This window comes from Cryobacterium sp. PH31-L1, assembly GCF_030063145.1.
Classification (GTDB): domain Bacteria; phylum Actinomycetota; class Actinomycetes; order Actinomycetales; family Microbacteriaceae; genus Cryobacterium.
Map to the genome: position 1 here is coordinate 317,101 of NZ_JASISM010000005.1, position 22,347 is coordinate 339,447.

At 63.7% G+C, this 22,347-nt stretch carries 21 protein-coding genes, 1 tRNA gene and 2 pseudogenes; 10 read left to right on the forward strand and 14 right to left on the reverse strand.

What is annotated here, in order from left to right; genetic code table 11:
* Positions 1–8: 8 nt before the first annotated feature.
* From arfB to QMF22_RS12395, 3 genes are all read right to left on the reverse strand, one after another.
* Positions 9–431, reverse strand: coding sequence for an alternative ribosome rescue aminoacyl-tRNA hydrolase ArfB (arfB, locus tag QMF22_RS12385; protein WP_283454001.1), 423 nt, complete (start codon positions 429–431; stop codon positions 9–11).
* A 352-nt stretch (positions 432–783) separates the two neighbouring features.
* The gene (locus QMF22_RS12390) at positions 784–2,160 is read right to left on the reverse strand and encodes a glucose-6-phosphate dehydrogenase (protein ID WP_283454102.1); all 1,377 of its coding nucleotides are present in this window, start codon (positions 2,158–2,160) and stop codon (positions 784–786) included.
* A gap of 288 nt (positions 2,161–2,448) precedes the next feature.
* Entirely contained in the window at positions 2,449–3,369 is a 921-nt protein-coding gene (locus QMF22_RS12395) for a pseudouridine synthase (RefSeq protein ID WP_283454003.1), read from the reverse strand.
* A 255-nt stretch (positions 3,370–3,624) separates the two neighbouring features.
* On the opposite strand from QMF22_RS12395, the gene QMF22_RS12400 reads away from it, so the two are divergent.
* Positions 3,625–3,756, forward strand: coding sequence for a hypothetical protein (locus QMF22_RS12400; RefSeq protein WP_283454005.1), 132 nt, complete (start codon positions 3,625–3,627; stop codon positions 3,754–3,756).
* Between the two features lie 370 nt (positions 3,757–4,126).
* Positions 4,127–4,771 (forward strand): class I SAM-dependent methyltransferase, encoded by a 645-nt coding sequence (locus QMF22_RS12405; RefSeq protein ID WP_283454007.1) that lies wholly within the window; start codon positions 4,127–4,129, stop codon positions 4,769–4,771.
* A 302-nt stretch (positions 4,772–5,073) separates the two neighbouring features.
* Here the strand turns inward: QMF22_RS12405 and rbsD are convergent, their stop codons facing one another.
* The 6 genes from rbsD to QMF22_RS12435 are packed head-to-tail and all read right to left on the reverse strand — an operon-like array spanning position 5,074 to position 10,363.
* Positions 5,074–5,457, reverse strand: a complete 384-nt coding sequence (gene rbsD, locus QMF22_RS12410; protein WP_283454008.1) for a D-ribose pyranase — start codon at positions 5,455–5,457, stop codon at positions 5,074–5,076.
* Positions 5,454–5,849: a PfkB family carbohydrate kinase gene (locus QMF22_RS12415; RefSeq protein ID WP_283454010.1), complete on the reverse strand. Its 396-nt coding sequence runs from the start codon at positions 5,847–5,849 to the stop codon at positions 5,454–5,456. The genes rbsD and QMF22_RS12415 overlap by 4 nt, the downstream gene beginning before the upstream one ends.
* Complete coding sequence (locus QMF22_RS12420) at positions 5,846–6,787, reverse strand: substrate-binding domain-containing protein (protein WP_283454013.1); 942 nt, start codon at positions 6,785–6,787, stop codon at positions 5,846–5,848. The genes QMF22_RS12415 and QMF22_RS12420 overlap by 4 nt, the downstream gene beginning before the upstream one ends.
* Positions 6,788–6,837: 50 nt before the next feature.
* Positions 6,838–7,809 (reverse strand): ABC transporter permease, encoded by a 972-nt coding sequence (locus QMF22_RS12425; RefSeq protein WP_283454016.1) that lies wholly within the window; start codon positions 7,807–7,809, stop codon positions 6,838–6,840.
* A gap of 9 nt (positions 7,810–7,818) precedes the next feature.
* Positions 7,819–9,333, reverse strand: coding sequence for a sugar ABC transporter ATP-binding protein (locus tag QMF22_RS12430; protein WP_283454018.1), 1,515 nt, complete (start codon positions 9,331–9,333; stop codon positions 7,819–7,821).
* A gap of 1 nt (position 9,334) precedes the next feature.
* The gene (locus tag QMF22_RS12435; protein WP_283454020.1) at positions 9,335–10,363 is read right to left on the reverse strand and encodes a LacI family DNA-binding transcriptional regulator; all 1,029 of its coding nucleotides are present in this window, start codon (positions 10,361–10,363) and stop codon (positions 9,335–9,337) included.
* Between the two features lie 313 nt (positions 10,364–10,676).
* On the opposite strand from QMF22_RS12435, the gene QMF22_RS12440 reads away from it, so the two are divergent.
* Positions 10,677–11,744, forward strand: a complete 1,068-nt coding sequence (locus QMF22_RS12440; protein WP_283454022.1) for an NAD(P)-dependent alcohol dehydrogenase — start codon at positions 10,677–10,679, stop codon at positions 11,742–11,744.
* A 254-nt stretch (positions 11,745–11,998) separates the two neighbouring features.
* On the opposite strand, the gene QMF22_RS12445 is transcribed toward QMF22_RS12440, so the two are convergent.
* From QMF22_RS12445 to QMF22_RS12455, 3 genes are all read right to left on the reverse strand, one after another.
* Positions 11,999–12,877: a helix-turn-helix transcriptional regulator gene (locus tag QMF22_RS12445; protein WP_283454024.1), complete on the reverse strand. Its 879-nt coding sequence runs from the start codon at positions 12,875–12,877 to the stop codon at positions 11,999–12,001.
* A 162-nt stretch (positions 12,878–13,039) separates the two neighbouring features.
* Entirely contained in the window at positions 13,040–13,738 is a 699-nt protein-coding gene (locus QMF22_RS12450; protein WP_283454026.1) for a class I SAM-dependent methyltransferase, read from the reverse strand.
* 37 nt (positions 13,739–13,775) lie between these two features.
* Positions 13,776–15,614, reverse strand: coding sequence for a thiamine pyrophosphate-requiring protein (locus tag QMF22_RS12455; protein ID WP_283454028.1), 1,839 nt, complete (start codon positions 15,612–15,614; stop codon positions 13,776–13,778).
* A 390-nt stretch (positions 15,615–16,004) separates the two neighbouring features.
* Here QMF22_RS12455 and QMF22_RS12460 point away from each other — a divergent pair, with 390 nt between their 5' ends.
* Positions 16,005–16,991 carry an NYN domain-containing protein gene (locus QMF22_RS12460; RefSeq protein ID WP_283454029.1) on the forward strand — a complete coding sequence of 329 codons (987 nt, stop codon included), beginning with the start codon at positions 16,005–16,007 and terminating at the stop codon, positions 16,989–16,991.
* A 48-nt stretch (positions 16,992–17,039) separates the two neighbouring features.
* Here QMF22_RS12460 and QMF22_RS12465 read toward each other — a convergent pair whose 3' ends face one another.
* The gene (locus QMF22_RS12465; protein WP_283454031.1) at positions 17,040–17,792 is read right to left on the reverse strand and encodes an MOSC domain-containing protein; all 753 of its coding nucleotides are present in this window, start codon (positions 17,790–17,792) and stop codon (positions 17,040–17,042) included.
* Between the two features lie 177 nt (positions 17,793–17,969).
* On the opposite strand from QMF22_RS12465, the gene QMF22_RS12470 reads away from it, so the two are divergent.
* From QMF22_RS12470 to QMF22_RS12490, 5 genes and pseudogenes are all read left to right on the forward strand, one after another.
* Positions 17,970–18,046 (forward strand) — tRNA-Pro (locus QMF22_RS12470).
* A gap of 240 nt (positions 18,047–18,286) precedes the next feature.
* A pseudogene (locus tag QMF22_RS12475) lies at positions 18,287–18,427 on the forward strand (helix-turn-helix domain-containing protein); the annotation flags it as partial.
* An 83-nt stretch (positions 18,428–18,510) separates the two neighbouring features.
* Complete coding sequence (locus QMF22_RS12480) at positions 18,511–19,140, forward strand: site-specific integrase (protein WP_283454104.1); 630 nt, start codon at positions 18,511–18,513, stop codon at positions 19,138–19,140.
* A gap of 191 nt (positions 19,141–19,331) precedes the next feature.
* Positions 19,332–19,450 (forward strand): annotated as a pseudogene (locus QMF22_RS12485) (NAD(P)-dependent dehydrogenase); the annotation flags it as partial.
* Between the two features lie 315 nt (positions 19,451–19,765).
* A complete protein-coding gene (locus tag QMF22_RS12490) occupies positions 19,766–20,212 on the forward strand; it encodes a hypothetical protein (RefSeq protein WP_283454103.1) in 447 nt (148 codons plus the stop codon).
* Between the two features lie 138 nt (positions 20,213–20,350).
* Here QMF22_RS12490 and QMF22_RS12495 read toward each other — a convergent pair whose 3' ends face one another.
* Entirely contained in the window at positions 20,351–20,728 is a 378-nt protein-coding gene (locus QMF22_RS12495) for a DUF1622 domain-containing protein (protein ID WP_283454033.1), read from the reverse strand.
* Between the two features lie 151 nt (positions 20,729–20,879).
* On the opposite strand from QMF22_RS12495, the gene QMF22_RS12500 reads away from it, so the two are divergent.
* On the forward strand, positions 20,880–21,860 hold the full coding sequence (locus QMF22_RS12500) for a diacylglycerol/lipid kinase family protein (RefSeq protein WP_283454036.1): 981 nt from the start codon (positions 20,880–20,882) through the stop codon (positions 21,858–21,860).
* Positions 21,861–22,347 lie beyond the last annotated feature (487 nt).

Sequence of the window (22,347 nt, forward strand, 5' to 3'; positions counted from 1 at the left end):
TCCCGTCCCTAGTCGGCCGCGGGCCGCTTCCGGTTGCGTTTCGTCGCTGAGCGCTGCTGCTTGACCGCGAGATGCCGCCGGGCCGAACCCCGCGTGGGTTTGGTCGCGCGGCGCGCGGCCGGTTCCGCGGCCAGGCCGGCGGTCACCAGGTCGGCGAGCTTGCGCAGGGCGATCTCGCGATTGCGCAGCTGGGAGCGTTGCTCGCTGGCGGCGATGGTGACCACGTCGGAAACGAGACGGTGCCCGAGCCGGGTGAGCAGCAGCATCCGCTCGTCGTCGGAGAGCACGCTCGACTCGGCGATATTCCAGAACAGTTCGACCCGGCTGTCGGAGGTATTGACGTGCTGACCGCCAGGGCCCGACGACCGGGAGAACCGCCAGCCAAGTTCGCGCTCTGGAATCGTCAGCGCCGGCGATACCTCTAGATCCATGCCCCAAGCGTCGCACAGAGTTGGCTCAGAATCCTTCCGATGCGCGGAAAACGCTGACCTCAGACGACGTCGGCCGCTCGAACCAAATCACGCAGAAATCCAATTTCTCAACGCGTCCATTGGTAGGGCGAAGTCGTCGATACCTTGACGAGTCCGCAACGTTCCAGACCCGTGCGGCCGCACGAGCGGTCCGTGCACTTAGTCCAGTGCTGACGCGCACCACCGACAATGGAGGCGGGCGCGAACGACAGTCAGAACAGCGGCCAGGCCACCGCGGGCCTCTCCCCGCTTTAACCGAATGTGGACAACTTCTCAAAAATGTATCTGTGGAGGAGGGCAGTCTGGGACAAGATCAGCGGATCTGCGGCCAGTCCGCCGGTCCCTGGCTGCCGGCCGGGTAGTCGTCGAGCGGCACGGCATCCGTGCGCCACGCCTCAAGCACCGGCGCCACGATGCGCCAGCATTGCTCGGCCGTGTCACTGCGCACCGACAGCGACGGATCGCCCTCGATGATGCCCTCGAGCACTTCACTGTAAGCCAGGAGCTGGCCGGGCCCGAAGGTAGCGCCCAGGCTCACGCGTTCGAGTTGGTGCGGGTCGCCCGGGCCGTTGATGTTCAGCTCGAGCGCCATCTCATCGGGCGCGAGGAAGATCCGGAGGACGGTGGGATCTTCTTGCCCGAGCAGGCCGGTCGGCAGATGCGGCACCGGTTTGAACGTGATCACGATCTCCCGGCGTTTAGCTCCGAGTCCCTTGCCCGAACGCACGGTGAAGGGCACGCCGGCCCAACGCCAGGTGTCGATCTCGAAGGTCACCTCCGCCAGGGTCTCGGTCTTGTTCGCCGGGTCCACTCCTGGTGCGTCGACATAGGAGACAAGCTCGCGCCCGGCAACCGTGCCGACGGTGTAGCGCCCGCGCCGGCTTGACTTCTCGGGAGATCCCCCTCGAACCCGAGTTGCCCGTAACACGGCTCCCTTGGCATCGCGCAGATCCGCAGCCTCCACTGTCGACGGTGGCTCCATCGCCACGATGGACATCACCTGGAGCAGGTGGCTCTGGATCATGTCGATCAGGGCACCGGCGTGGTCGTAGTAGCCCGCGCGTCCCTCGAGTCCGATCTGCTCGTCGTAGACGATATCCACCTTGGCGATGTTGTCGCCGTTCCAGAGCGGTTCGAAGAGCCGGTTGGCAAAACGCAGTCCAAGCAGGTTGAGCACTGTGGATCGGCCGAGAAAGTGATCGACTCGGTGGATCTGGTTTTCGGGCACGAGCTTTGCCAGCCCGGTGTTCAGCTCAACGGCACCCGCCTCGTCGACACCGAACGGCTTCTCCAGCGCAAGTTGAGTGCCCTCGGGAAGCGTGACCTCCGCGAGTGCGTCGCACACCCGCGCGGTCACAGCGGGCGGAAGCGCGAAATAGATCGCCGGCGTGCCGGAGCACGCAGCGAGCAGCCGCTTCATTTCAGCCGGCTTCGTGACATCAGCGTGGTGGTACTCGGTCGTGGCGAGCAGTTTCTCCACAGCCGAACCGGTCGCCTCCGAGGTCTTGAAGGCCCCCTCGACAACGTCACGCCAGGCCTCAGGCGTCAACTCCTCTTGGCCTGCGCCGACGAGCTGCAACCCCAGGTCGGGCTGTTTGGTGAGCAGCTGACCGAGCGCGGGAAGCAGCAGGCGCGCGGAGAGATCCCCACTGGCACCAAGAATCAGAATTGTCGAGGCGGATTGCGTCATCGTTCCACCGTAGAACGACACATTCATCCTGTCGACCATCTGGAGCGCGGACACCGGCAAAGTCGAAGTGATCGACCTGATGTCGCATGCCTCATGGCGATAACCGAGCGGATGTCGCGCGTTCGGTGCGCGGGCTCCGTCCACATGATCCAGGACCTCCGCATCCGATTCGGCAATGCCTCGACCGTCCCCTGGGTCCGTCAGCTGCAGCACGAACCCGGGCACGGCCTCATCGCCATTGCCAGGCCTGACGCGACTAACCCGCGCCTTCTAGATCGCAATGCGAGTTCAGCTGTCCTCACGGCGCAACGGCAGCGTGCGCACGCTGGCAAACTGCCGCAGTTTTCCGTCGATCGGGTCGGTGAAGCGCACCCCGTTCGCCAGCAGCTGCAGGGGGTGGGTGAAATCGTCGATTGCAATATCCCGCACGACCGGATAGATCGGATCGTCACTGATCGGAATCCCCAGCCCGAGCATGTGCATGCGCAATTGGTGGGTGCGGCCGGTGCGCGGCGTTAGCGAATAGACGCCCAGGTCGTCGATCACCGAGTCGAGTTCGATCAACGACTCCGCGTTGGCCGGCGCGTCGGGCAGCACTTGGGCCTGCCACCGGCCACGGCTCGTACTGAGGTGATTGCGCACCGTCACGGGCAGGTCGAGGCCTGAGAGCAGCGGCGCCAGCGCCCCGTAAGTCTTGGCGACCTCCCGTCGTTGGAACATCGACTGATACGCCCCGCGCCACCGCCGCTCGGTCGCCAGCACCACCAGCCCCGACGTCACCCGGTCCAGGCGATGCAGCGGCGAGAGTTCTGGAATATCCAGCTCTGCGCGCAGGCGCACCACCACGCTTTGCACGACGTGGCGCCCGCGGGGAATGGTCGAGAGAAAGGGGGGCTTGTCGATCACGACGATGCGATCGTCGCGATAGACGACGTGGATGGCCCCCGGAACAATAGTCTCCTCGGCCAAATCGCGGTGGAACCAGACAAAGGTGTGCGGCCGGTATAGGTCTCGACCAGTCACCGCAACGCCGGTCTTGTAAACGAATCGCCCGTCGGCCAAAAATCCCGGGAGGTCGACGAACTCCGACAAGCGCTCATCGAGCCACTCCCCCATGGTCTCCCACAGCGGATGCTGCGCCCGTTCCGGCGTGCAGACCCACGCGGCATTGAGCCCGTGACGTTGCGGGAGCGGAGAACGCGGGGGCATCCACTGATGGTACGGGGCATGGCTTCATAATTCTTCGTTGACATCGCCGGGAGATTCCAATAGCGTTCCTCGTGAAAGCTCCAACTCGCATCAGCGCATCCCGCAGCGTCAACGGACGACAGGCCTTCGGCCTCGTCTGGCCTTCGACCGGAACCCTCGGCGGCACACGTGCCCGCACTGCTGCCTGATCGATACTTCGCCCCCGCGCGGCTTGCGGCCGCGGCGCCCTCGCCTCCAACCGAACATTGGACAGCCATGACCACCTCAGAACACCCCGAGCAGTACGACCGGAATGCCACGACCATCGCCGGACCCGACTTCCGGCGCCGCCAGCTCGACATCTTCCGGCAGCGCCAGCACGAGCACGAGCCCGACGAGTCGCGCTAGGCCGTGGCTGCACTCCAAGAGTCGCTCGGGTCGCGCCACAGCAAGATCTGAGTCGGCGGAGCGACGGTCGCGTCATACGCGAGGTAGGCGTCCCGTAGGACTCCACGGCACCCAAGTGGATGCCGCCCGCTTCGACCGCGAGTCATAAAGCGTTCGGCGCAGGAAGGCTCATGATCGCTCCAGTAAGACCTGACATCAATGTGAGGGGCAAGCGATCGATGCGAATTGGCGAACCTGCTGGCACCTCACACTGTTTCGGTTGAACTCGCCGAATGCGCCAATCGTAACTACGGATCGATCTCTGGGAGTCAGGGCGGGAAGCGTAGGGAAGGGAAGCTGCTGACCCGATGGGGGCCCTAGGCTTCACAGCATGATCGAGCCTTCCGACACGAGCGCCACTCGCCTGGCTTACGACACCGTTGCCGTTGACTATGCCGAACTCCTCCGAGACGAGCTGGCGAGCAAGCCCATCGATCGCGCCCTACTCGCGGCCTTTGCCGAGTTAATCCGGGCCGACGGAAACGAACCTGTTGCCGACGTCGGCTGTGGCCCGGGCAGAGTGACCTTCCATCTTCACCGTCTCGGTCTCCAGGCATTTGGGATTGACCTCTCGCCGGGAATGATCCGAGTCGCGCGACAAGCTCACGCCGCGCTTCGATTCGAGGAAGGGTCGATGGAAGCACTTGACCTTGCGGACGAATCCCTTGGCGGCATAGTCGCGTGGTACTCCATAATCCACACGCCGCCGGAACGGCTGCCTCTCGTCTTCGCGGAGTTCGCTCGCGTGCTCGCCTCCGGAGGGCACCTGCTGCTTGCCTTTCAAGCCGGGGACGAGCCGCGGCACTTGACTCACGCCTACGGCCACAACATCGCACTCGACGCCTATCGACTGCCGCCTGAGCGCATCACCACTATGTTGAATGACGCCGGACTGGCCGTGCGGAGCCAACTGCTCCGCGCACCGGACGAATCAGAAAAAGCACCGCAAGCGTTTCTCCTCGCACGCAAACTCTAGGTCGCCCAGAGCGTCCGACAGTCGCTGTCGGCGTGTGACAGCATGTCCAGGTGTCCACCTGCGTGCTTTCCGAATCGAAGCATATCGCCGTCACCGACCTCGTGCGTCTATACGCCAGGGTCGGGTGGTCAGCGTATGTGAGCGACCCGGATTTCCTCGCCCGCGCCCATTCGGTGGGCGGTCGCCCGCTCGTGGCACTTGTTGGATTTCGCGGCACTCCTACCAACGAGTGCCGGCTTCCCGAACAGGTGCCACGAGGCACGACCAGCTCCGGTGATCGGCCCGACGCGGCGACGACCGCCTCAGAAGGACACTCCGCAGACCAGCGCCGCATTGGCGAACGGCGTCGCCTCCCCCGTGCGAATGAACAAGTTCGCCGTGGCAGAGAACGCCTTCAACTCCGCGTGGCTGATGTACTCGATTTCGCTGAATCGTTCGGCCAGCCAGGCTCCAGCGGGGGCGGTTTTGGCTTCCTCCGCCGCAACGCACCTCTGGAATACCATCTCATCGAGCAGGGCGTCGAGAACCTGTTCGAACCGCGGAATACCGTGCACCAGAGCCAGGTCGATCACGGGAATCCCGCGCGGAATCGGCATGCCGCAGTCCGCAAGCAGAACGACATCCGTATGGCCGAGCCGGGCCAGGGCCCCCGACAGCTCGGCGTTTAGGATGCCTCGCTTTTTCATGCGTTCACCGTCGGCAGCACGTTCGACACTCTCTGATACGAGGTCTGCGTTCCGCGGATCTGCACCGCGAACGCCCCGACCCGCGCGGCCGGGCGAACTGCCTGGAGAAGGCTCCCGCCGCCAGTCAACGGAGTGCTCAGCGCTCCCACGAATGCGTCGCCAGCACCCGCACTATCAACGGCGACAATCGTCGGGGACGCCACGGCGTTGGTACCCTCCCGGTCGGCGCAGATAGCACCCTTGCCGCCGGGCAAGAACTTCATCGACGTTCCGATGAGGGTCTCGCCCGGCTTCGGGTGACGCTGCACGCGGATCAGCTGATCGACGTTGATAGATCCAACGACGACGACGGAACCGGGCAGAGTGGTGGCACTACTGGCAAGGTGACTCACTTGGCGAAGTCGCCGACATTCGTCTTGGTGACGGAGACGACCTCGACCGGAACGGTCTTCGCGATCGTCTCGCCCTTGATGGCCTTGATGGCGGATTCGACGGCAAGCTTGCCGAGTTCGGCCGGCTGCTGCGCGATCGTGGCGACCAGGGTGCCCGCCGTGATGGCGTCGAGTCCGTCGGTCGTGCCGTCGAAGCCGACAACGAAGACCTCGGAGCCGGCCTTATCGCCCAGCGCCTGGATGGCGCCAAGGGCCATTTCATCGTTTTCGGCGAACAGACCCGTCACGCCCGGGTTGGCCTGCAGCAGGTTGGTCGTGACATCGAGCGCGGCGGCGCGGTCGAAGTTGGCCGTCTGCGTTGCAACAACGGTGATGTCGGGGTAGGCCTTCATGCCCTCGTCGAAGCCGGCGCCGCGCTCTCGGCTGGCTGACGTTCCCGCTACGCCTTGCAAGTGGATGACAGTGCCCGTTTCGCCCATGGCTTTGGCGAGCTCGTCAGCGGCCTGACGACCACCGGCGACGTTGTCGCTGGCGACGAGCGACGCCAGGTCTACGCCGGTGACGGTGCGGTCGACTCCGATGACCGGAATACCGGCGGTGATCAAAGCATCCACTGCCGAAGCGGCAGCATCCGAGTCCACCGGATTGACGATGACGGCCTTGGCACCGCTTGCGGCAGCGGTAGCGAGCTGGTTGGCCTGCGTGGCCGAGTCGTTCTGGGCGTCAACGATGCTCAGCTCTACTCCAGCCTCCTTGGCTGCAGCCTGTGCACCGTCGCGCAGTTCCACGAAGAACGGGTTGTTCAGGGTGGAAATGGCCATCACGATTTTATCGCCGGGAGCCTCCCCTCCGCCGCGGCCACAGGCAGTGGTTCCGACCAGAATTAGGGCCGCTGTTGCGGTCACTGCCGCGATTTTGAGGAACGAGGCTGACTTCATTGTGTTTCCTTTGGGTGAGGCGAATGGAATGGAAAGTTTGCTGACAGCGGTCAGCTGTTGCGGGTCTTGCGGCGCAGCACGTCGATACCGACTGCGAGGGCAATCACGAGACCAATCACGACCTGTTGCCAGAACGAGGTCACATTGAGCAAGTTCAGGCCGTTGCGAATGACGACCAGAACCAGGGCTCCCACGAGGGTGCCCGAAATTCTGCCGAGGCCTCCGGAGAGGGATGCTCCTCCGATCACGACGGCCGCAATGGCGTCGAGCTCGTAGCCGGCCGCGGCCTGGGGCTGCGCTGAATCGAGGCGTCCGGCGAGCAGCAGCCCAGCGAGGGCGGCGAAGAGTCCAGCCAGCGCAAAGACGGTGACGAGGATGCGCTTGACCGGCAGACCCGAGAGCCGGGCCGCCTCTGCGTTGCCGCCGACGGCATACATCGACCGGCCGATCACTGTGCGGTTGAGCACGAACGAGGCAACCAGGGCGCTGATCACGAGAATGACAATCGGCATCGGTACCGGTCCGAGGCTGCCGCCGAGAAAGGAAACCTCGGGCGCAGTCTTGATCGGCCGACCGTCGGAGATCACCAGGGTCAGTCCGCGGGCCACGCTGAGCATGGCGAGGGTCGCAATGAACGACGGCAGCTTTCCGTAGGCATTCGCCAAACCATTGATCATTCCGGCGAGCGCTCCGACCACCAGACCAATCACGAGGGCGAGCCAGCCGGGGAGACCGGCGCTGACGAACATCCAGCCCGACGACATCGCCGACAGTGCAGCCACGCTGCCGACGGACAGGTCGATCCCGCCGGCCACGATGACAAAGGTCATGCCGAAGGCCAACACGGCCACGGTGGAGACCTGGATACCGATGTTGAGCACGTTCTGCCCGGTCAGAAAGTCCGGGGTAGCGATGAACAGGGCGAGGCAGAGCACGACGAGGCCGACCAGTGCGCCGTTGTTGGCGAGAAACTTCTTGTAGTCGAGACCGCGGCGCGGCGTCGGGAGGGTGGTGGTGGACATGATGTTTCCCTATCTCTGTTCGTGGGTCTCGTCGACATCGCGGGCAGCGAGCGTCATGACTGCGTCTTGGGTTGCCTCGGCGGCGCTGATCTCGCCGGCGATCCGGCCGTCGCGCATCACCAGGATGCGGTCGCTCATTCCGAGAATCTCGGGCAGCTCACTGGAGACCATGACAATCGCTCCCCCGGCCGCCGTGATCGTGTTCATCAGTTCGTAGATCTCGACCTTGGCACCCACGTCCACACCGCGGGTGGGCTCGTCGAGCAGCAAGATCGTCGAGGCGGCGATGATCCAGCGACCGAACACGGCCTTCTGCTGGTTGCCGCCGGAGAGTGCGCCGATCGGCTGGTCGATGGTGTGCATTCGTATGCGCAGTCTCTTCGCGACCGCGCTTGCCCGGCTGCGCTGGCCGGCGAAGTCGACCAGTCCCAGCTTCGCGGTGGAGGCGAGGGTGGCGTAGCCGAGGTTGTTATTAACGGATGCGTCAAGCACTAGTCCCTGTGCCTTGCGGTCCTCCGGCACATGCCCGATACCCGCCGCGATCGCGGCTTTGATGTTGCCCTTTGGCAGGTGCTGCCCGCGCACGGTGACCGTGCCGGAGGTGTACCGATCGGCCCCGGCGATGGCCCGAATAAGTTCGGTGCGTCCCGCGCCGACCAGTCCCGCGACGCCGAGCACTTCGCCCGCCTTGACGGTGAAGCTGATGCCGCTGAACAGCCCGGTCGAAGTGAGATTCTCCACGGTGAGCACCTCGGCGGCCTCACTCAGGTTTTCGGACACCCGCGGGAACTGGTCCTCGATGCCGCGGCCCACCATCAGCTTGACGAGCTCGTCTTCGGAGGTTGCGGCCGGAACCTCTCCGATAAATTCGCCGTCGCGCAGCACGGTGACGGTGTCTCCGATCTCGGCGATCTCGTCGAGGTGGTGGCTGATGAACAGCATGCCGACGCCCCGCTGGCGCAGGTCGGCCATGACAGCGAACAGGTTTTCGGTTTCGTGTCGGGTGAGAGCCGCGGTGGGTTCGTCAAGGATGAGAATGCGGGCTTTGATACTCAGTGCCTTGGCTATCTCGACCAGCTGCTGTCGGGCGATGCCCAGTTCTCCGACCAAGGTGTCAACGTCGATTTCCAACCCGATCAGGGCCAGAGCGGCACGGGCCTGCTGGCGCAGGGCGCGACGGTCTACGAGACCGTGCCTGGTCGGCATCCGTCCAAGCATGACGTTCTCGGCAATGCTCATGGTGGCTACCAGGTTCAGTTCCTGGTGGATCGTGGCGATACCCAGCGCCTCCGCCGCGCGGGTGTTCGGCAGGGTGACCGTTGTGCCATCAACGACGATGTGGCCGGAGTCCGGCTGGTAGACACCCGCCATCATCTTGATCAGCGTGGACTTGCCGGCGCCGTTCTCCCCGAGCAACACCTGAACCTGGCCGGGGTAGACACTGACCGTGACGTCGTGGATGACCGTGACGGGTCCAAAGACCTTCCCCACATTCTGCAGGGTCAGCAGTGGTCGTTGAGTCATGTCAGTTCTTCCTTCGGCTGGATGCAGGCAGGATGGGCAACGACGATGAGCCACGGATGACGAGTTCGCTGGGCAGCACCACCGATTGGGGTGAGTTGCCAGCGATGACCTCGAGCAGCATGTCGACGGCGATCCGGCCCATGTCCTCGACACTGTGGGAGATGACGCTGAGTGCCGGGTCGAGCAGGGCAAACCATTCAATGTCGTCGAAGGCGACCAGCGCGAGGTCCGTTCCGATGCGCAGACCCAACTTGTGCAGAATGGCAATGGCTCCGACGGCCATCAGGCTGTCCGCGGCGAGCAAGGCTGTTGGCGGGTCGTGCAACTCGAGTAAGGCGTGCAGGCCGGCCGAGCCACTCGCCGCCTGGAAGTCTCCGAAGTAGACCAGGTCGGGGTCCTGGCTGAGACCGGCGTCGGCCACGGCCGCCGCGAAGGCGGCAAACCGGTCGCGGCCGGTGGAGGTCGCCTGCGGGCCGGAGATGTAGCCGATCCGGGTGTGCCCGAGGGCGGCGAGGTGGTCGATGGTCTGACGGATGCCTACTGTGCTGTCTGTGGTGACGCTCGGCACGTCGATGCCGTCGACGGTGCGGTCCACGAAGACCGTTGGAATCTCGCGCTCGATCAGAGAACGGATGCTGCCGCCCCCGTCGCCGAGTGGCGCCACGATGATGCCGTCTACCCGCCGAGAGATCAGCGTATCCAGGTACCGGTCCTGCTGTTCCTTCTGCTCGTTGGCGTTTCCGAGCAGGGTGACATAGCCCTCGGACAGGGCTGCTTGCTCGACGGTATGGGCGAGGTCGGCGAAGAACGGGTTACGTACGTCCGGTACCAGCAGCCCGATGGAATCACTGCGGGTCGAGCGCAGGGCCCTGGCCTGGGCGTTGGGCCGATAGTCAAGCTCGATGACCGCCGCGGCGACCTTGTCCCGCGCCTGGGCGGAGGTGGCCGGATTACCGGAGAGCACTCGGGACGCGGTGGCCGCCGAAACGCCAGCCAGTGCGGCCACGTCCTTGATTGTGATGTCCGCCATCTTCTTCACCTCATTGTGGTCATGGAATCGATTCCATGGAATCGATTCCATACTAGGTCGTGAAGAGAACGTGTGTCAAAGTGCCCCGGTGTAGGGGACACACGTCTGCACCGGGCTTCGGATCGAAGCCTTCACCCGCCCTGCTCCTGCCCGCGCGATCAGCGGATGCCTTGGGTAGGTCAGACAGTGCCACGTTCCAGCCTCGACCAGATCCGTGGCACGGCGTAACGTTGCGTGAGCGGATGTCACCGTCGACACGTGCCACGGCACGGGGTTCCCCCGCATTCCACCACCGGCACAGAAAGTTTTTTCTATGACGACCACCGTTCCTGCCCTCGCCGCCCCCGCGGCCAACCAGCCCCTCGTTCGCACCACGATCGCCTTGCGCACTCCCGGCGCTCACGACGTCGCGATCGATATCAAGTTCGCCGGCATCTGCCACTCCGACATTCATCAGGCTCGCGATGAGTGGGGCGTGGGACTGTTCCCGATGGTTCCCGGACACGAGATCGCCGGCATCGTCTCCGCCATCGGCAGCGACGTCACCCGGTACCGCGTCGGCGACCGGGTCGGCGTCGGCTGCTTCGTTGATTCCTGCCGCGAGTGCGCCAACTGCCTCGCTGGCGAAGAGCAGTATTGCCTGAAAGGCGAGGTCGGTACCTACAACGACCGTAACCACGACGGCACCCCCACCAACGGCGGCTATAGCACCGCGATCGTCGTCGACGAGAACTACGTGCTCGGCATCCCCGACGGCATCGAGCTCTCCGAGGCTGCTCCCCTGCTCTGCGCCGGCATCACACTGTTCTCCCCCCTCACGAACTGGAAAGCCGGCCCCGGCAAGAAGGTCGCCATCCTGGGCATGGGCGGCCTCGGACACATGGGTGTGAAGATCGCCCACGCGCTCGGCGCCGAGGTCACCGTTCTCAGCCAGACCCTCAGCAAGAAGGAAGACGGCCTGCGATTCGGCGCAGATCACTACTACGCCACCAGCGACCCGACCACCTTCACCGAGCTCGAGAATCACTTCGACCTCATCGTGAACACCGTGGCCGCGAACCTCGAACTGGAGGGCTACCTCAGGCTACTCGCCCTCAACGGCACGCTCGTGCACGTTGGAATCCCCACTGAGCCTGACAGCGTGAAGATGTTCTGGCTTGCCGCCCAGCGTCGCTCCATCGCCGCCTCCAAGATCGGTGGCATCCGCCAGACCCAGGAGATGCTCGACTTTTGCGCCGCTCACGAAATCGGCGCCGACATTGAGATCATTTCGGTCGATCAGGTGAACGAAGCATACGAGCGCGTTATCCGCAGCGACGTGCGCTACCGTTTCGTCATCGACGTGGCCACGTTTGCCAACGAGACCCGCGCCGACGCATAGGCGCCCCGACCGGCGCTATAGACACCGCCCAGGTCGATAATAAACCCAGGCACGAACCGCCCCGGGCCGCAGTTGTCAACGCGGCTCGGGGCATCCGTCGTTAATCGTGCACCGCTTCGAACACGTCATTCCCCTTACAGCGATGCTTGAAGCCTGCACTGCCTGGTGCGCTCTGGAAAGCTCGATCTCGTGCCCTGCGCCGACAAGCGCGCCCGCCTCGGGGCGCCGAATCTTGGCCCGAAGGATTTGACGCGTCAGAGAGAAGACTCGAGCGCGGCGGCATCCGTCTGACCTGCACGCCAGGAGGCCAGGATGCGCAGCGCGTCGCTTGAGGCAGACGTCGGCTGGGTGCTGTAGACGAAGAGTTGCTGGTCTGGTTCGCCCGGAACCGGAAAGGTCTCGTAATCCACGTCGACCCGGCCCACGATCGGGTGCATGAAGCGCTTCACGCCGAAGGTGCACTCCCACACCCGGTGCTGACTCCACCACGCACGAAATTCGTCGCTCTTGACGGTCAACTCACCGATCACTTCGTTGAGAGCCGAGTCGTTGGGGTGGGACCGCGCGTCGTGACGGAGCATCGCCGCCACATCGCACGCCACAATCTCCCAGTCCACGTAGAGTGTGCGCGCTGACGGGTCGAGGAATGTCCACCGGGCCATGCTGCGCCCGAGTCCCGAGCTCTTCGTGAAGTCTTTCAGCAGCAGCTTGGCGAGGTCGTTCATGGCCAGCACATCCATGCCGACACCGAGCACGAAGGCCGGCTGTGCGGTAAAGGAATCCATTATGGTGCGCACCGAGGGTCGAACCGCGTGCGTGCGCCGCCGCTGCTGGCTGCGGCCGCGGGTCGACGCGGACAACAGAGAGAACAGGTAGCTGCGTTCCGCCTCGTTCAGGTGCAACACTCCGGCGAGCGCATTGACAACGGCGTCGGATGCCTGGGTAACCCGGCCCTGCTCCATGCGCGCGTAGTAATCCACGCTCACGCCGGCCAGCCCGGCTACTTCGTCACGGCGCAGTCCGGGTACCCGCCGTGCGGCCGCGTGGGGGTTCACCGGCAGGCCGACATCAGCTGGCGTCAGTCGTGCCCGGGCTGAGCGCAGAAAATCAGCGAGGGTATCTTTGTCGTCCATCCCTCCAGTATCTCCCGACCAGGCGCCGTCGCCGGTGGGCCGCAACCGACAGCTAGATTCAGCGTCACCAACTGAGAGACCGGTCGGGCCTCGCGGCACGGGTTTCGGCACCTGGCACTGGTTGCGACACGGGCCAACGTGCCCAACATGTGCCGTGAGCGCTCAGCGCAGGCGTCGAGCCCGTACCACGACGTCGTGGGTGTGGTGTGCTCCGGCGCCGGTCGCCACGTGGCGAGGCCTCGTCTCGTCGACCTCGATCTGCCAGCTGTCGTCCAACAGGGCAGCAACCAGGGCCGGGCTCACATAGTCGTCGGGATTGAAGCCGTGGGCCTTGGCCTCATCCGTTGTCGGAGCCGGATGATGCACGATCAGCAGCACGCCGCCCGGGGCGACCGCCGACAACAGCGAGTGCTCGGCAACGTTCTCCTCGGTGCGCAGAAGCGCGGGGTACTGAGCCGAGACGAGATCGAAGGATGCCGTCGGCAGCGCGGCCTCCACGAGGCCGGCGTGCAGCCAGCGCACGCTTACTTCGCGAAGCTCGGCCTGGGCGGCAGCTCGGTCCAGGGCCACCCGGGACACGTCCAGCGCAGTGACATCCCACCCGCGTTCAGCCAGCCAGAGGGCATCCGCTCCCTCGCCGCAGCCGACGTCCAGTGCGCGCCCGGCGGGGAGATCCTGCACCTCGGCAACCATCGTGGCATTGGGCTGCCCGCTCCACAGCTGCGACAGGTCGGCGTAGCGGTCGTCCCAAAATTCCTCTACCGCGCCCGGATCGCGCGGCGCATGCTCAGCGGATGCTGCCTCCCCGGCCCCGTGAGCGGCATCGGCGTGGCCGTGTAGGTTCTCGTGCGTGTGCTCCATGGTTCAAGCATCCGACTTTCACGAGTGCACGACAAATTCAGTCGCCGTCGGTCGACCGGTTGCCACGGTGAAACGCTCCCTTCACCCGGGCCAGACCCTCGGCGGCGAGAGCCTCGGCAGAATCGCGGATGACCGCGAATTCGTTCGGGTCGCCCTTGAGCAGAGCTTTGGCCGTATTGACCGCATACTCCGCGGTAATGTGCGCGGGCAATGGCGGTACGCTCTTGCTCACGTAGGCATCGATCAGGGTCACCCCGGAATGGGCAAAAGCCTCGTCCAGTGCCGCGCCGACACTGTCATCGGAATGTATCCGGATTCCCTTGAAGCCAAGCAGTTCCGCCCAGCCGGCGTAATCCACGGTTTCGACATCCTGAGACGCAGGCCACACCGGATTCCCGTCTTCCGTGCGCATTTCCCATGACACCTGAGCGAGGTCGTCATTGTGCATCACGATGATGACGAATTGCGGGTTGCTCCATCTGCTGAGATATTTCTTGATCGTGATCAGTTCGTTCATCCCGAGCATCTGGAAAGCACCATCACCGATGGTGCAGACCACCGTGCGCTCCGGGTAAGCGAACTTGGCGGCAACGGCGTACGGCATAGCTGCGAGCATCGTGGCGAGCAGGCCCGACAGGTCGCCGCGCATACCGCGGCGGAGCCGAATGTGGTGACCGTACCAATCGGCGGTGGTGCCGGCATCCGCTGTGACAACGGCATCGACGGGAAGCCGTTTGTTGAGTTCTTGGAAAACCCGGCGCGGGTTGGCACCCGTCTCGAACTGCACCAGGGCCTGGGCTTGCATCTCATCTTCCCAGCCGCGCATCTCGTCGATGATGCCACGCTGCCACGACAGGTCGTTCTTCTGCTGCAGGAGGGGCAGCAGCGCAGTGAGTGTGGCCTTCGCATCGCCCCACAGGTTGAGTTCGGTGGGGTAGCGCAGTCCGAGGTGCTCAGGGCTGAGATCGATCTGGATGGCGCGCGCCTGTCCCGTTTCGGGCAAAAACTCACCGTACGGATAATTTGTGCCGATGAACACGAGAGTGTCGCACCGATGGATTTGGTGCAGGCTGGGCAAAGAGCCCAGCAGGCCGAGTTGCTGTGTGTGGTGGGGCACGTCGGACGAAACGACATCCTTTCCGCGGAGAGCGGTGATGATGCCCGCTCCAGAAAGCTCAGCCGCGCGCAGGATTTCATCGGCAGCGCCGCGGGCACCGGCACCGACGAGAAAGGTGACCTTCTCACCGGCATTGATGATCTCGGCCGCTTTGGCCAGCTCGTGGAGCGGTGGCACGATCGCCGTCGACGGAGCACCCGTGCCCGACCGCGAGACCCAGTGGGCCGGAGTCGGATCGACCGCAGTCATCGCCTGTATGTCATGAGGAAGCACGATGACGGTCGGCTGCCGTCTCGTGATGGCAATGCGAAACGCCGTGTCGATGACCGCTTGCGCCTGCTCGGGAGTCACGATGGTCTGCACGTACGCGGCGACGTCGGCAAATGCGCGTTCGAGGTTGTTCTCCTGCTGGTTGAAAGTACCCAGCGAGGCGAGGCCCTGCTGTCCGACGATGGCCACGACGGGCTGGTTGTCCATCTTGGCGTCATAGAGGCCGTTGATCATATGGAAAGCGCCGGGGCTGGACGTCGCCACGCAGACACCGACCTCGCCGGTGAATTTTGCATGGGCCGTCGCCATCAGAGAACAGACTTCCTCGTGGGTGGGCCGAATGTAGTCGAGTCCGTCACCGCGACGCTCGGCCCGGCCGAGGGCACCGTCGAAATCACCGATGCCGTCCCCGGGAAACCCGAAGACACGGGTGACGCCCCATTCCCTCAGCCTCTGGATCACGAAGTCGCTCACGGTCGTCTTAGTCATACGTCATCCCTCATCGTCGGCACGCTTCGCGAAAAACCTACCCAGAAAGGCTCACGCCAGAAGAGATTCGCTCAGATTAGAGGCGACTGCGCAGCCACGATGGGGCAGCAACTGAGTCCTCTCCCCCACTCCCGGGCGGTCCAGGGACCATCGACCACCTGCATCGGTGCGGCTCAACCCCAGCAGTCGACATCGCACGTGTCAGCGGTCGGTTTCGGCTTCGCAGGGTAGGCACTGCCGGCAATCGTCACGATCAAGATCCCGTCGGCCCAGTTCGACTGGCGATTCTCCGGCACCTGACGGGCTGAGTTGCCTCGGCCACGTCGCACGGCGCAAACTAGACGTACCGGATCGCGACTGAGTCTTCCGCCTGTGGCTAAGGAGCTCACCATGACTGAACCGAACGATGCTCGCGTCGGCCTCTATATCGACTTCGACAACATCGTCATCTCGCGCTACCAACAGTTGCACGGGCGCAACGCCTTTCAGCGCGACGGCATCCGCGATTTCAATAAAAAGAGCCCGGATGCCGACCCCGAGATCGCCGCACGGCTCGCCTCGGCGACCGTAGATTTCAATGCCATCATCGATTTTGCCGCGTCCTTTGGAACCCTGGTGGTCAATCGTGCCTACGCCGACTGGTCGGTTCCGGTCAACGCGAGCTACCAGCGGCAGCTGATGTCGCGCGCGGTGGACCTGACCCAGCTGTTCACCACCACCACCCGCGGAACCAAAAACGGGGCGGACATCCGCTTGGCCGTCGACGTGGTCGAAGACCTCTTTCGCCTGCCCGACCTCACCCACGTGATCATCATCGCCGGCGACTCGGACTACATCGCGCTCGCCCAGAAGTCGAAGCGGCTGGGTCGTTTCGTGGTCGGCATCGGTGTTGCGGGCTCGACGAGCACCTCGCTGGCGGCCGCCTGCGACGAGTTCGAGGACTACGACTCGCTGCCCGGAATCGGCAAGGCCGCCGCGATCGCCGTCGTCGAGGCACCGAAGGCGACCAGGAAGGCGGCCGAACCCGCCGCCACTGTGCCGGATGCAGCTCCCAGCCGCGCTCGTCTGCTCACCACGATTCCCATGTTCTCGCACACCGAGGATGCGCAATTCGACGAGCCGGAGGCTGAAGACATCGACCCGCAGACGCTGGCCACGGAGCTGCTGGTTCGGGCACTGCAGATCGGTCATGCCAAGGGCGACGCCGACGAGTGGCTCAACACCGGCACGATCAAGAACCAGATGCGCCGCATGGACCCGTCGTTCAACGAGAAGCCGCTCGGTTTTCGTTCCTTCACCGACTTTCTCGCCTCGCGCAGCGAGCAGGCCGAGCTGAAAGAGGATGGCCCGCAGCGCCTCATCCGGTCGCGGCCCTAGGCCGAGTTGCGGCACCAGCCTCGTCAGCCGGAGTCGCCTAATCTTGCGTCAGACCAGTACGACGTCGTCGCCGACCGACACGAAACCGGGGCTGATGACCTCGGCATAGACGCCGAACATGATGTCACTGCCCTGCAGCCGATATCCGGCGAGAGTTTTCAGTAAATTCGTTCCGCGCACACCGATCTCGGGGTCGATGTCGATGACCGCACACCGAGGAATGCCGCCCTTCACCAGCAGGCGGGCTCCGCCCAGGTGAAGCTCGCGGCCGGCCCACTCGTCCTCGAGGTGCGCCGCGGCGTCGCCGGTGTCGAGGGTGAAGGTGGAGCGAAAGCGCCGTGTGTCAACCTTGATTCCGCACTCGTGCGCGAGCCGGCCGAGCGAGCTCGTCGTGGAGATCGTGACCGAATCGGCGTAGACCGCTCCCCCGGTGACGAGACTGCGGGCGAGCACAACGTCTCGGCCCAGCAGGCGCGAGAATTCGCTCGCCCAGGGGCCGTCGAGCACCTGCATCGGCGTCTGGCGGCCCCAATAGTCGAGGTCGACGGTGGTGCTGCTCGGCACGGGAACCGCCGCGACTCGACGTCCGTCGATCGTCGCCGAGAGTACCCCGTCAGCCCAGTCGGCCTCGCATGCCACCAGCGCGGGGTTTTCGACCGTTCTCAGGATCTGTCCGTTCTTCAGATCGACGACGGCGAAGTCTCGATCCCCGACCGGTCCGTCTGCGGTGAGACGGATGCCGTCCCGCGGCTGGTGTCGGCAGCCCTTCAGCGTTGACACGCCGATGTCTCGAATATGCATGATGCTGTCTACCCTAGCGAGGAGCCGTGGGCCGCACGGGGCGAGCCCCGGTCATCCGCTGACCCGGGCACGATCTACGGCCGGTGCCGTTGTGTTCATTCGACCGCTCATAAGGCGGTAAGCTCTTACAGTTGTCTTCCGCAGGTTTTGCTCGCTGAAATCGCGTTGTGGAAGCGGCGGGCTGTGGCGCAGCTTGGTAGCGCACTTGACTGGGGGTCAAGGGGTCGCAGGTTCGAATCCTGTCAGCCCGACCAAAAGTCCCGGAAACTCAAGGGTTTCCGGGACTTTTTAGGTTGAAGATTTGATTAAGCCATCACTACCCCATCACTTAGAGCGTTTTGGAGCCGGTGATTCGGCCTTCGCGTGCGAGTTGCCGTGGTCGGTTTCGGTACCTCCCGATCGTCCGGGATCGTCGTGCGCACCTTCTGGGCATGAGTATCCACGACGACAAGCTGACCTCCCTTCCCACCGACGGCTGGGGGCTCGAACCCCTGATGGATGTTGCCGAGCTGGCCGCCTACCTGGGCATCCCCATCTCCACGGTCTACGACTGGCGAGTGCACGGTAAAGGGCCAACGGCCTACCGGTTCGGCAAGCATCTGAAGTTCGCCATCTCCGACGTGCGAGCCTGGATCGCCCAGCAGCGCGAGCCCTCCCCCAGCGAGCCCCGGCGCCCCGATCGGCGTTCTCTTTCAGCCGAGCCAAACAGACCCGGGTCGTGTTGCGGCTGGCATTGGAACTGGCCGTGCAGCACGAAGTACTCCCCCGCAACCCGATGCACCACGTCGCCCGCCTCTGCCGCGAGCCGCACGTGCCCAATGCCCACACCGCCCCAGAGGGGAACGTCATCCGCGCGGCGATCGCGCACTGGGAGAGCGTCGCCAACCACATCTCTGGCCCCAAACCCGACGGCGAGCTCGGCGCGATCATCGAGGTGATGCTCGGCACCTCGGCCCGCATCGGTGAGGTTCTCGCCATCCGACGTCGGGACATCGACATCACCGGCGCCGTGCCCTCCATTCGCCTGACCGGAACCATCGTCAGTCGCAACGGCGAGCTGCCCTCCGGCAAGACCATCCCAAAACCGCTACGTTTACCCGTGTTGTGGCACAACCGACATCACCAAAAGCCGCCTCGCCGGCTTCACACCACCGCACGGTCGACTCATTCACGTCGCTGTTTGACCGGTACCGCGCCGAGAAACTCATCCCGGACGCTGCCATCCGAGAAAGACTTCATGCCGTCCGGGTACGGGGACGGTCGGTGCGGCTCAGTCCGCCGGTCCTCCCGAAGCAGTGTCGTTATCGCTCCCGGCCGTACCATCACTCTGCGAGCCGTCAGGGAGTGATTCGGTCTGTGCCTTCTTCTCGTCATCGACCTCGGTGGAACCATTCAGCTTCTCGCTAGCGTCTGAATTCATGACGCCACTATAGGCACTTACTTGGCAAATTACGCGGAACATGCACCGAAGCCGCTACGTCGGAATGCGAACTATCCAGCCGGCGATCGTTCCAAGGTGGGCGGGCGGCTGGCGGAGCCCTTGCTCGGTGGAGCCAGCCAGCCGAGCTCGCCCCGCATACGTCTCCCTGGCATCGCCCGAATGGAGCTTCGTTGTCGGTGCAAACCTGAACGTCGACGGCGGAATACCGATCCCCTAGGCGTCGAGCGGAACTCCAGCCAGTGTTGACCCTACGTGTCAACCCTTGAGAGGGGGAATCCACCAAGCGTAGGTTGACGGTATGACGAGCGAAGCGCCCAACCCCGATGTAATACTCAACGCTAACGGGGAAGGAGACACGAGCACCGATGCTCCGGACACCGCGTCGGGCGGATCCGCTGATCGTCAGGCGGATCCGCCGATCATCCAACCGATCGAGCGCCGGGAACGGACGAGCCCGACAGGTCTCCGGTCAACGATTCGTCAGGCAGCTGATGCTCCGCGAATCGCGGACGGATTCCCTTTGGAAGGCACCATCGTGAATGCTGCAGATTCGCCCGACGAAGCACACCGCAGACCCGACGGTGTTTCGGACGCTACAGTGGAGGCGCTGGGGAAGCTGTCCGAAGCCCTCGAAGTCGTCGAGCACGCGCGTGGTTTGCTTTATGGCTTCCACCGGCTCACCGGTAAAGCGGACCTCGCCCTCGGAGCGGCGGTCGAGCTGATGCGTGCGGCAGGCCATGCGGATATCGCCGACCGTTTGAACGCGATCATCATCGGGCGCAATGTTATCGATGGGCGCTGGACCTTCCAGATAGTCGAGGACTACGACGAGAACTATTACTCCGCGTTCGTCGATGAGGAACGCGCCGCTCGGCAGTCGCTTGTCGAAGGGAAGAAGCATCTCTTCGAAGCCGAAATGAAAGAGAACCGTCGAACCCACGACATGCCGCACCACGAGGCACGGCCGACCGGCGTCTGAATAAGATGATCGAGGGGTTCCGGGCGCATTGAACGAGGTCTCAGCCGCGCCGCCAACCTCGCTAGCCAATTCCGGGATTGGCTCCATGATGAGCAGCAGTAACCTAAGTTATCAATGGGCAACTTTAAGAGCGAACGGTTATCCCTCCGCCGACCGGCGTTGAACTGTACTCGTCCGTCGATGGTCCGTCTGCCACGGCCACTGACCCGTGATCTCTAACTCCAAAGACCAGCTGAGGAAGGTGCGAATAAGTACGATCCCCGCTAATACGCCCACGCTTTCCAGCGTCGGCGTCACCGCCACAGTGCGGATGATATCTGCCGCCACTAAGAGCTCAAGCCCGAGCAGAATGGAGCGACCCAAAAACCGTCTGAATCGTCCGTAGACCTCACCTTTTTTGCGCACGATCCGCGTTATGGCGAACACGGTTGCCAGCACAGCACCCATTACCACCGCAAGGACGCCCGCAGCATCAACAGCGCGACCGGCTGCCTCAATCCAGTCTTGGTATCCCACTCAGCTCCTCTTTCCCACCGGGAGTCCGACGACAACCCATGCGACCGCCACCATGTGCGTGACATTAGCGTAAATTCCCTCAGTTGACGGCGACGCCATGATCGACGCGAGACGACAACTTCGTCGTCATATATACCCGTAGTATGTCGCCATGACCGATCATCCTTCGCGCGCTGCTGCCGTGGTTTACAACCCGGTTAAGGTGGATCTCGCCAAACTTCGTGACGCGGTTACGCAAGAGGCTACTGCCGCGGGATGGGCAGAAACACGCTGGTTTGAGACGACTGCGGATGACGCCGGTCAAGGTGCGACCAAGAAAGCCTTATTGCAGAACGTGGACCTCATTATTGCGGCGGGTGGGGACGGAACTGTTCGGGCGGTTGCCGAGGCGCTTCGAGGCCACGATGTGCCTCTGGCCTTGCTGCCGTCCGGTACGGGAAACTTGCTCGCGCGTAACCTGAAACTGACGTTGGACGCCTCACCTGAAAGCATTCGCACGGCCTTTACCGGAGTCGAGCGCAAGGTCGATCTGGGAATGATCAGCATCGAGCGAGAGGATCACACCCGAGACGAGCACGCCTTTGTTGTCATGGCCGGCCTTGGCCTCGACGCCAAGATGATCGCAAACACCGACGAGGACCTTAAAGCCAAAGCCGGCTGGGCGGCATACGTGAAGGCCATCGTCGCATCGCTACGAGACCCCGCGGAACTTCACCTCCGGTTCCAACTCGACAACGGGCCACTCACCCGTCGAACAGTCCACACGCTCATCATCGGAAATTGCGGGTCGCTGCCCGCAAACATCCTGCTGATGCCCGATGCAATTGTCGACGACGGACTATTCGATCTCATGATGACGCGGCCCACGGGAGTGGTGGGCTGGGTACGGGTCTGGTTCAAGGTCGCCTGGACCAACGGTGTCGTTCGTCGCACCAAGGCTGGACGAGCTATCGCGGGAGAGCATAGAAACGATCACGATCTGCACTACGAAACAGGGTCAACCCTCCGGGCCCGTTTGACTCGACCCGATGAAATCGAACTCGACGGCGACGGCTTCGGAAAGGCCGCAGCATTTAAAGCCTGGATGGAACCCCAAGCGCTCCGCATCATGACCCCCACACCCGCACACTAAAGTGAAGACTCAGGCACGTGGCATCTCGCTGGACTCCGTCTAGAGAAAGTACGCACTAGTACTAGTAGTTGTAGTGAAATAGCTCACTAAAAGGAATACGAGGATCACAGTGCCGGCTCCGACGACGCAGTTGACCTGCTCATCGCGGCCGGTTTCGACGTGTCCGTGCGTTCCGACCAGCGTCGGGGCGTTGACCTTCTTGTGAGCCGCGACGGCGAAACCGCTGCCGTGCAAGTGAAGCTGCGGCAAGAGACGCCAGCTTGCTGCTGACCGCATTCCCCATAGCGGCAGCCATCATCCGGCGAACAACATGGCTAGATGAGATGATCGATCCGGCCGCGGTCCCAGGTGGCGAAGGGGTGTGTTGTCGGATAGCGTCGAATTTATTTCGCGGTTCGCGGGCTTGTCCATCTGTGGGGGCGCGCGCGCAAACACTTCCTTGGCTACGGTTGTAACGAGCACAGTGATTGAGAGCGTGATGACGTAC

Excerpts from the sequence above, each read along its gene's own strand:
- rbsD (WP_283454008.1), bottom strand. The coding sequence starts at position 5,457 with ATGAAAAAGCGAGGCATCCTAAACGCCGAGCTGTCGGGGGCCCTGGCC.
- QMF22_RS12455 (WP_283454028.1), bottom strand. The coding sequence starts at position 15,614 with ATGACTAAGACGACCGTGAGCGACTTCGTGATCCAGAGGCTGAGGGAA.
- arfB (WP_283454001.1), bottom strand. The coding sequence starts at position 431 with ATGGATCTAGAGGTATCGCCGGCGCTGACGATTCCAGAGCGCGAACTT.
- QMF22_RS12440 (WP_283454022.1), top strand. The coding sequence starts at position 10,677 with ATGACGACCACCGTTCCTGCCCTCGCCGCCCCCGCGGCCAACCAGCCC.
- QMF22_RS12390 (WP_283454102.1), bottom strand. The coding sequence starts at position 2,160 with ATGACGCAATCCGCCTCGACAATTCTGATTCTTGGTGCCAGTGGGGAT.
- QMF22_RS12400 (WP_283454005.1), top strand. The coding sequence starts at position 3,625 with ATGACCACCTCAGAACACCCCGAGCAGTACGACCGGAATGCCACGACC.
- QMF22_RS12500 (WP_283454036.1), top strand. The coding sequence starts at position 20,880 with ATGACCGATCATCCTTCGCGCGCTGCTGCCGTGGTTTACAACCCGGTT.
- QMF22_RS12450 (WP_283454026.1), bottom strand. The coding sequence starts at position 13,738 with ATGGAGCACACGCACGAGAACCTACACGGCCACGCCGATGCCGCTCAC.
- QMF22_RS12395 (WP_283454003.1), bottom strand. The coding sequence starts at position 3,369 with ATGCCCCCGCGTTCTCCGCTCCCGCAACGTCACGGGCTCAATGCCGCG.
- QMF22_RS12460 (WP_283454029.1), top strand. The coding sequence starts at position 16,005 with ATGACTGAACCGAACGATGCTCGCGTCGGCCTCTATATCGACTTCGAC.
- QMF22_RS12405 (WP_283454007.1), top strand. The coding sequence starts at position 4,127 with ATGATCGAGCCTTCCGACACGAGCGCCACTCGCCTGGCTTACGACACC.
- QMF22_RS12425 (WP_283454016.1), bottom strand. The coding sequence starts at position 7,809 with ATGTCCACCACCACCCTCCCGACGCCGCGCCGCGGTCTCGACTACAAG.
- QMF22_RS12435 (WP_283454020.1), bottom strand. The coding sequence starts at position 10,363 with ATGGCGGACATCACAATCAAGGACGTGGCCGCACTGGCTGGCGTTTCG.
- QMF22_RS12465 (WP_283454031.1), bottom strand. The coding sequence starts at position 17,792 with ATGCATATTCGAGACATCGGCGTGTCAACGCTGAAGGGCTGCCGACAC.
- QMF22_RS12445 (WP_283454024.1), bottom strand. The coding sequence starts at position 12,877 with ATGGACGACAAAGATACCCTCGCTGATTTTCTGCGCTCAGCCCGGGCA.
- QMF22_RS12430 (WP_283454018.1), bottom strand. The coding sequence starts at position 9,333 with ATGACTCAACGACCACTGCTGACCCTGCAGAATGTGGGGAAGGTCTTT.
- QMF22_RS12420 (WP_283454013.1), bottom strand. The coding sequence starts at position 6,787 with ATGAAGTCAGCCTCGTTCCTCAAAATCGCGGCAGTGACCGCAACAGCG.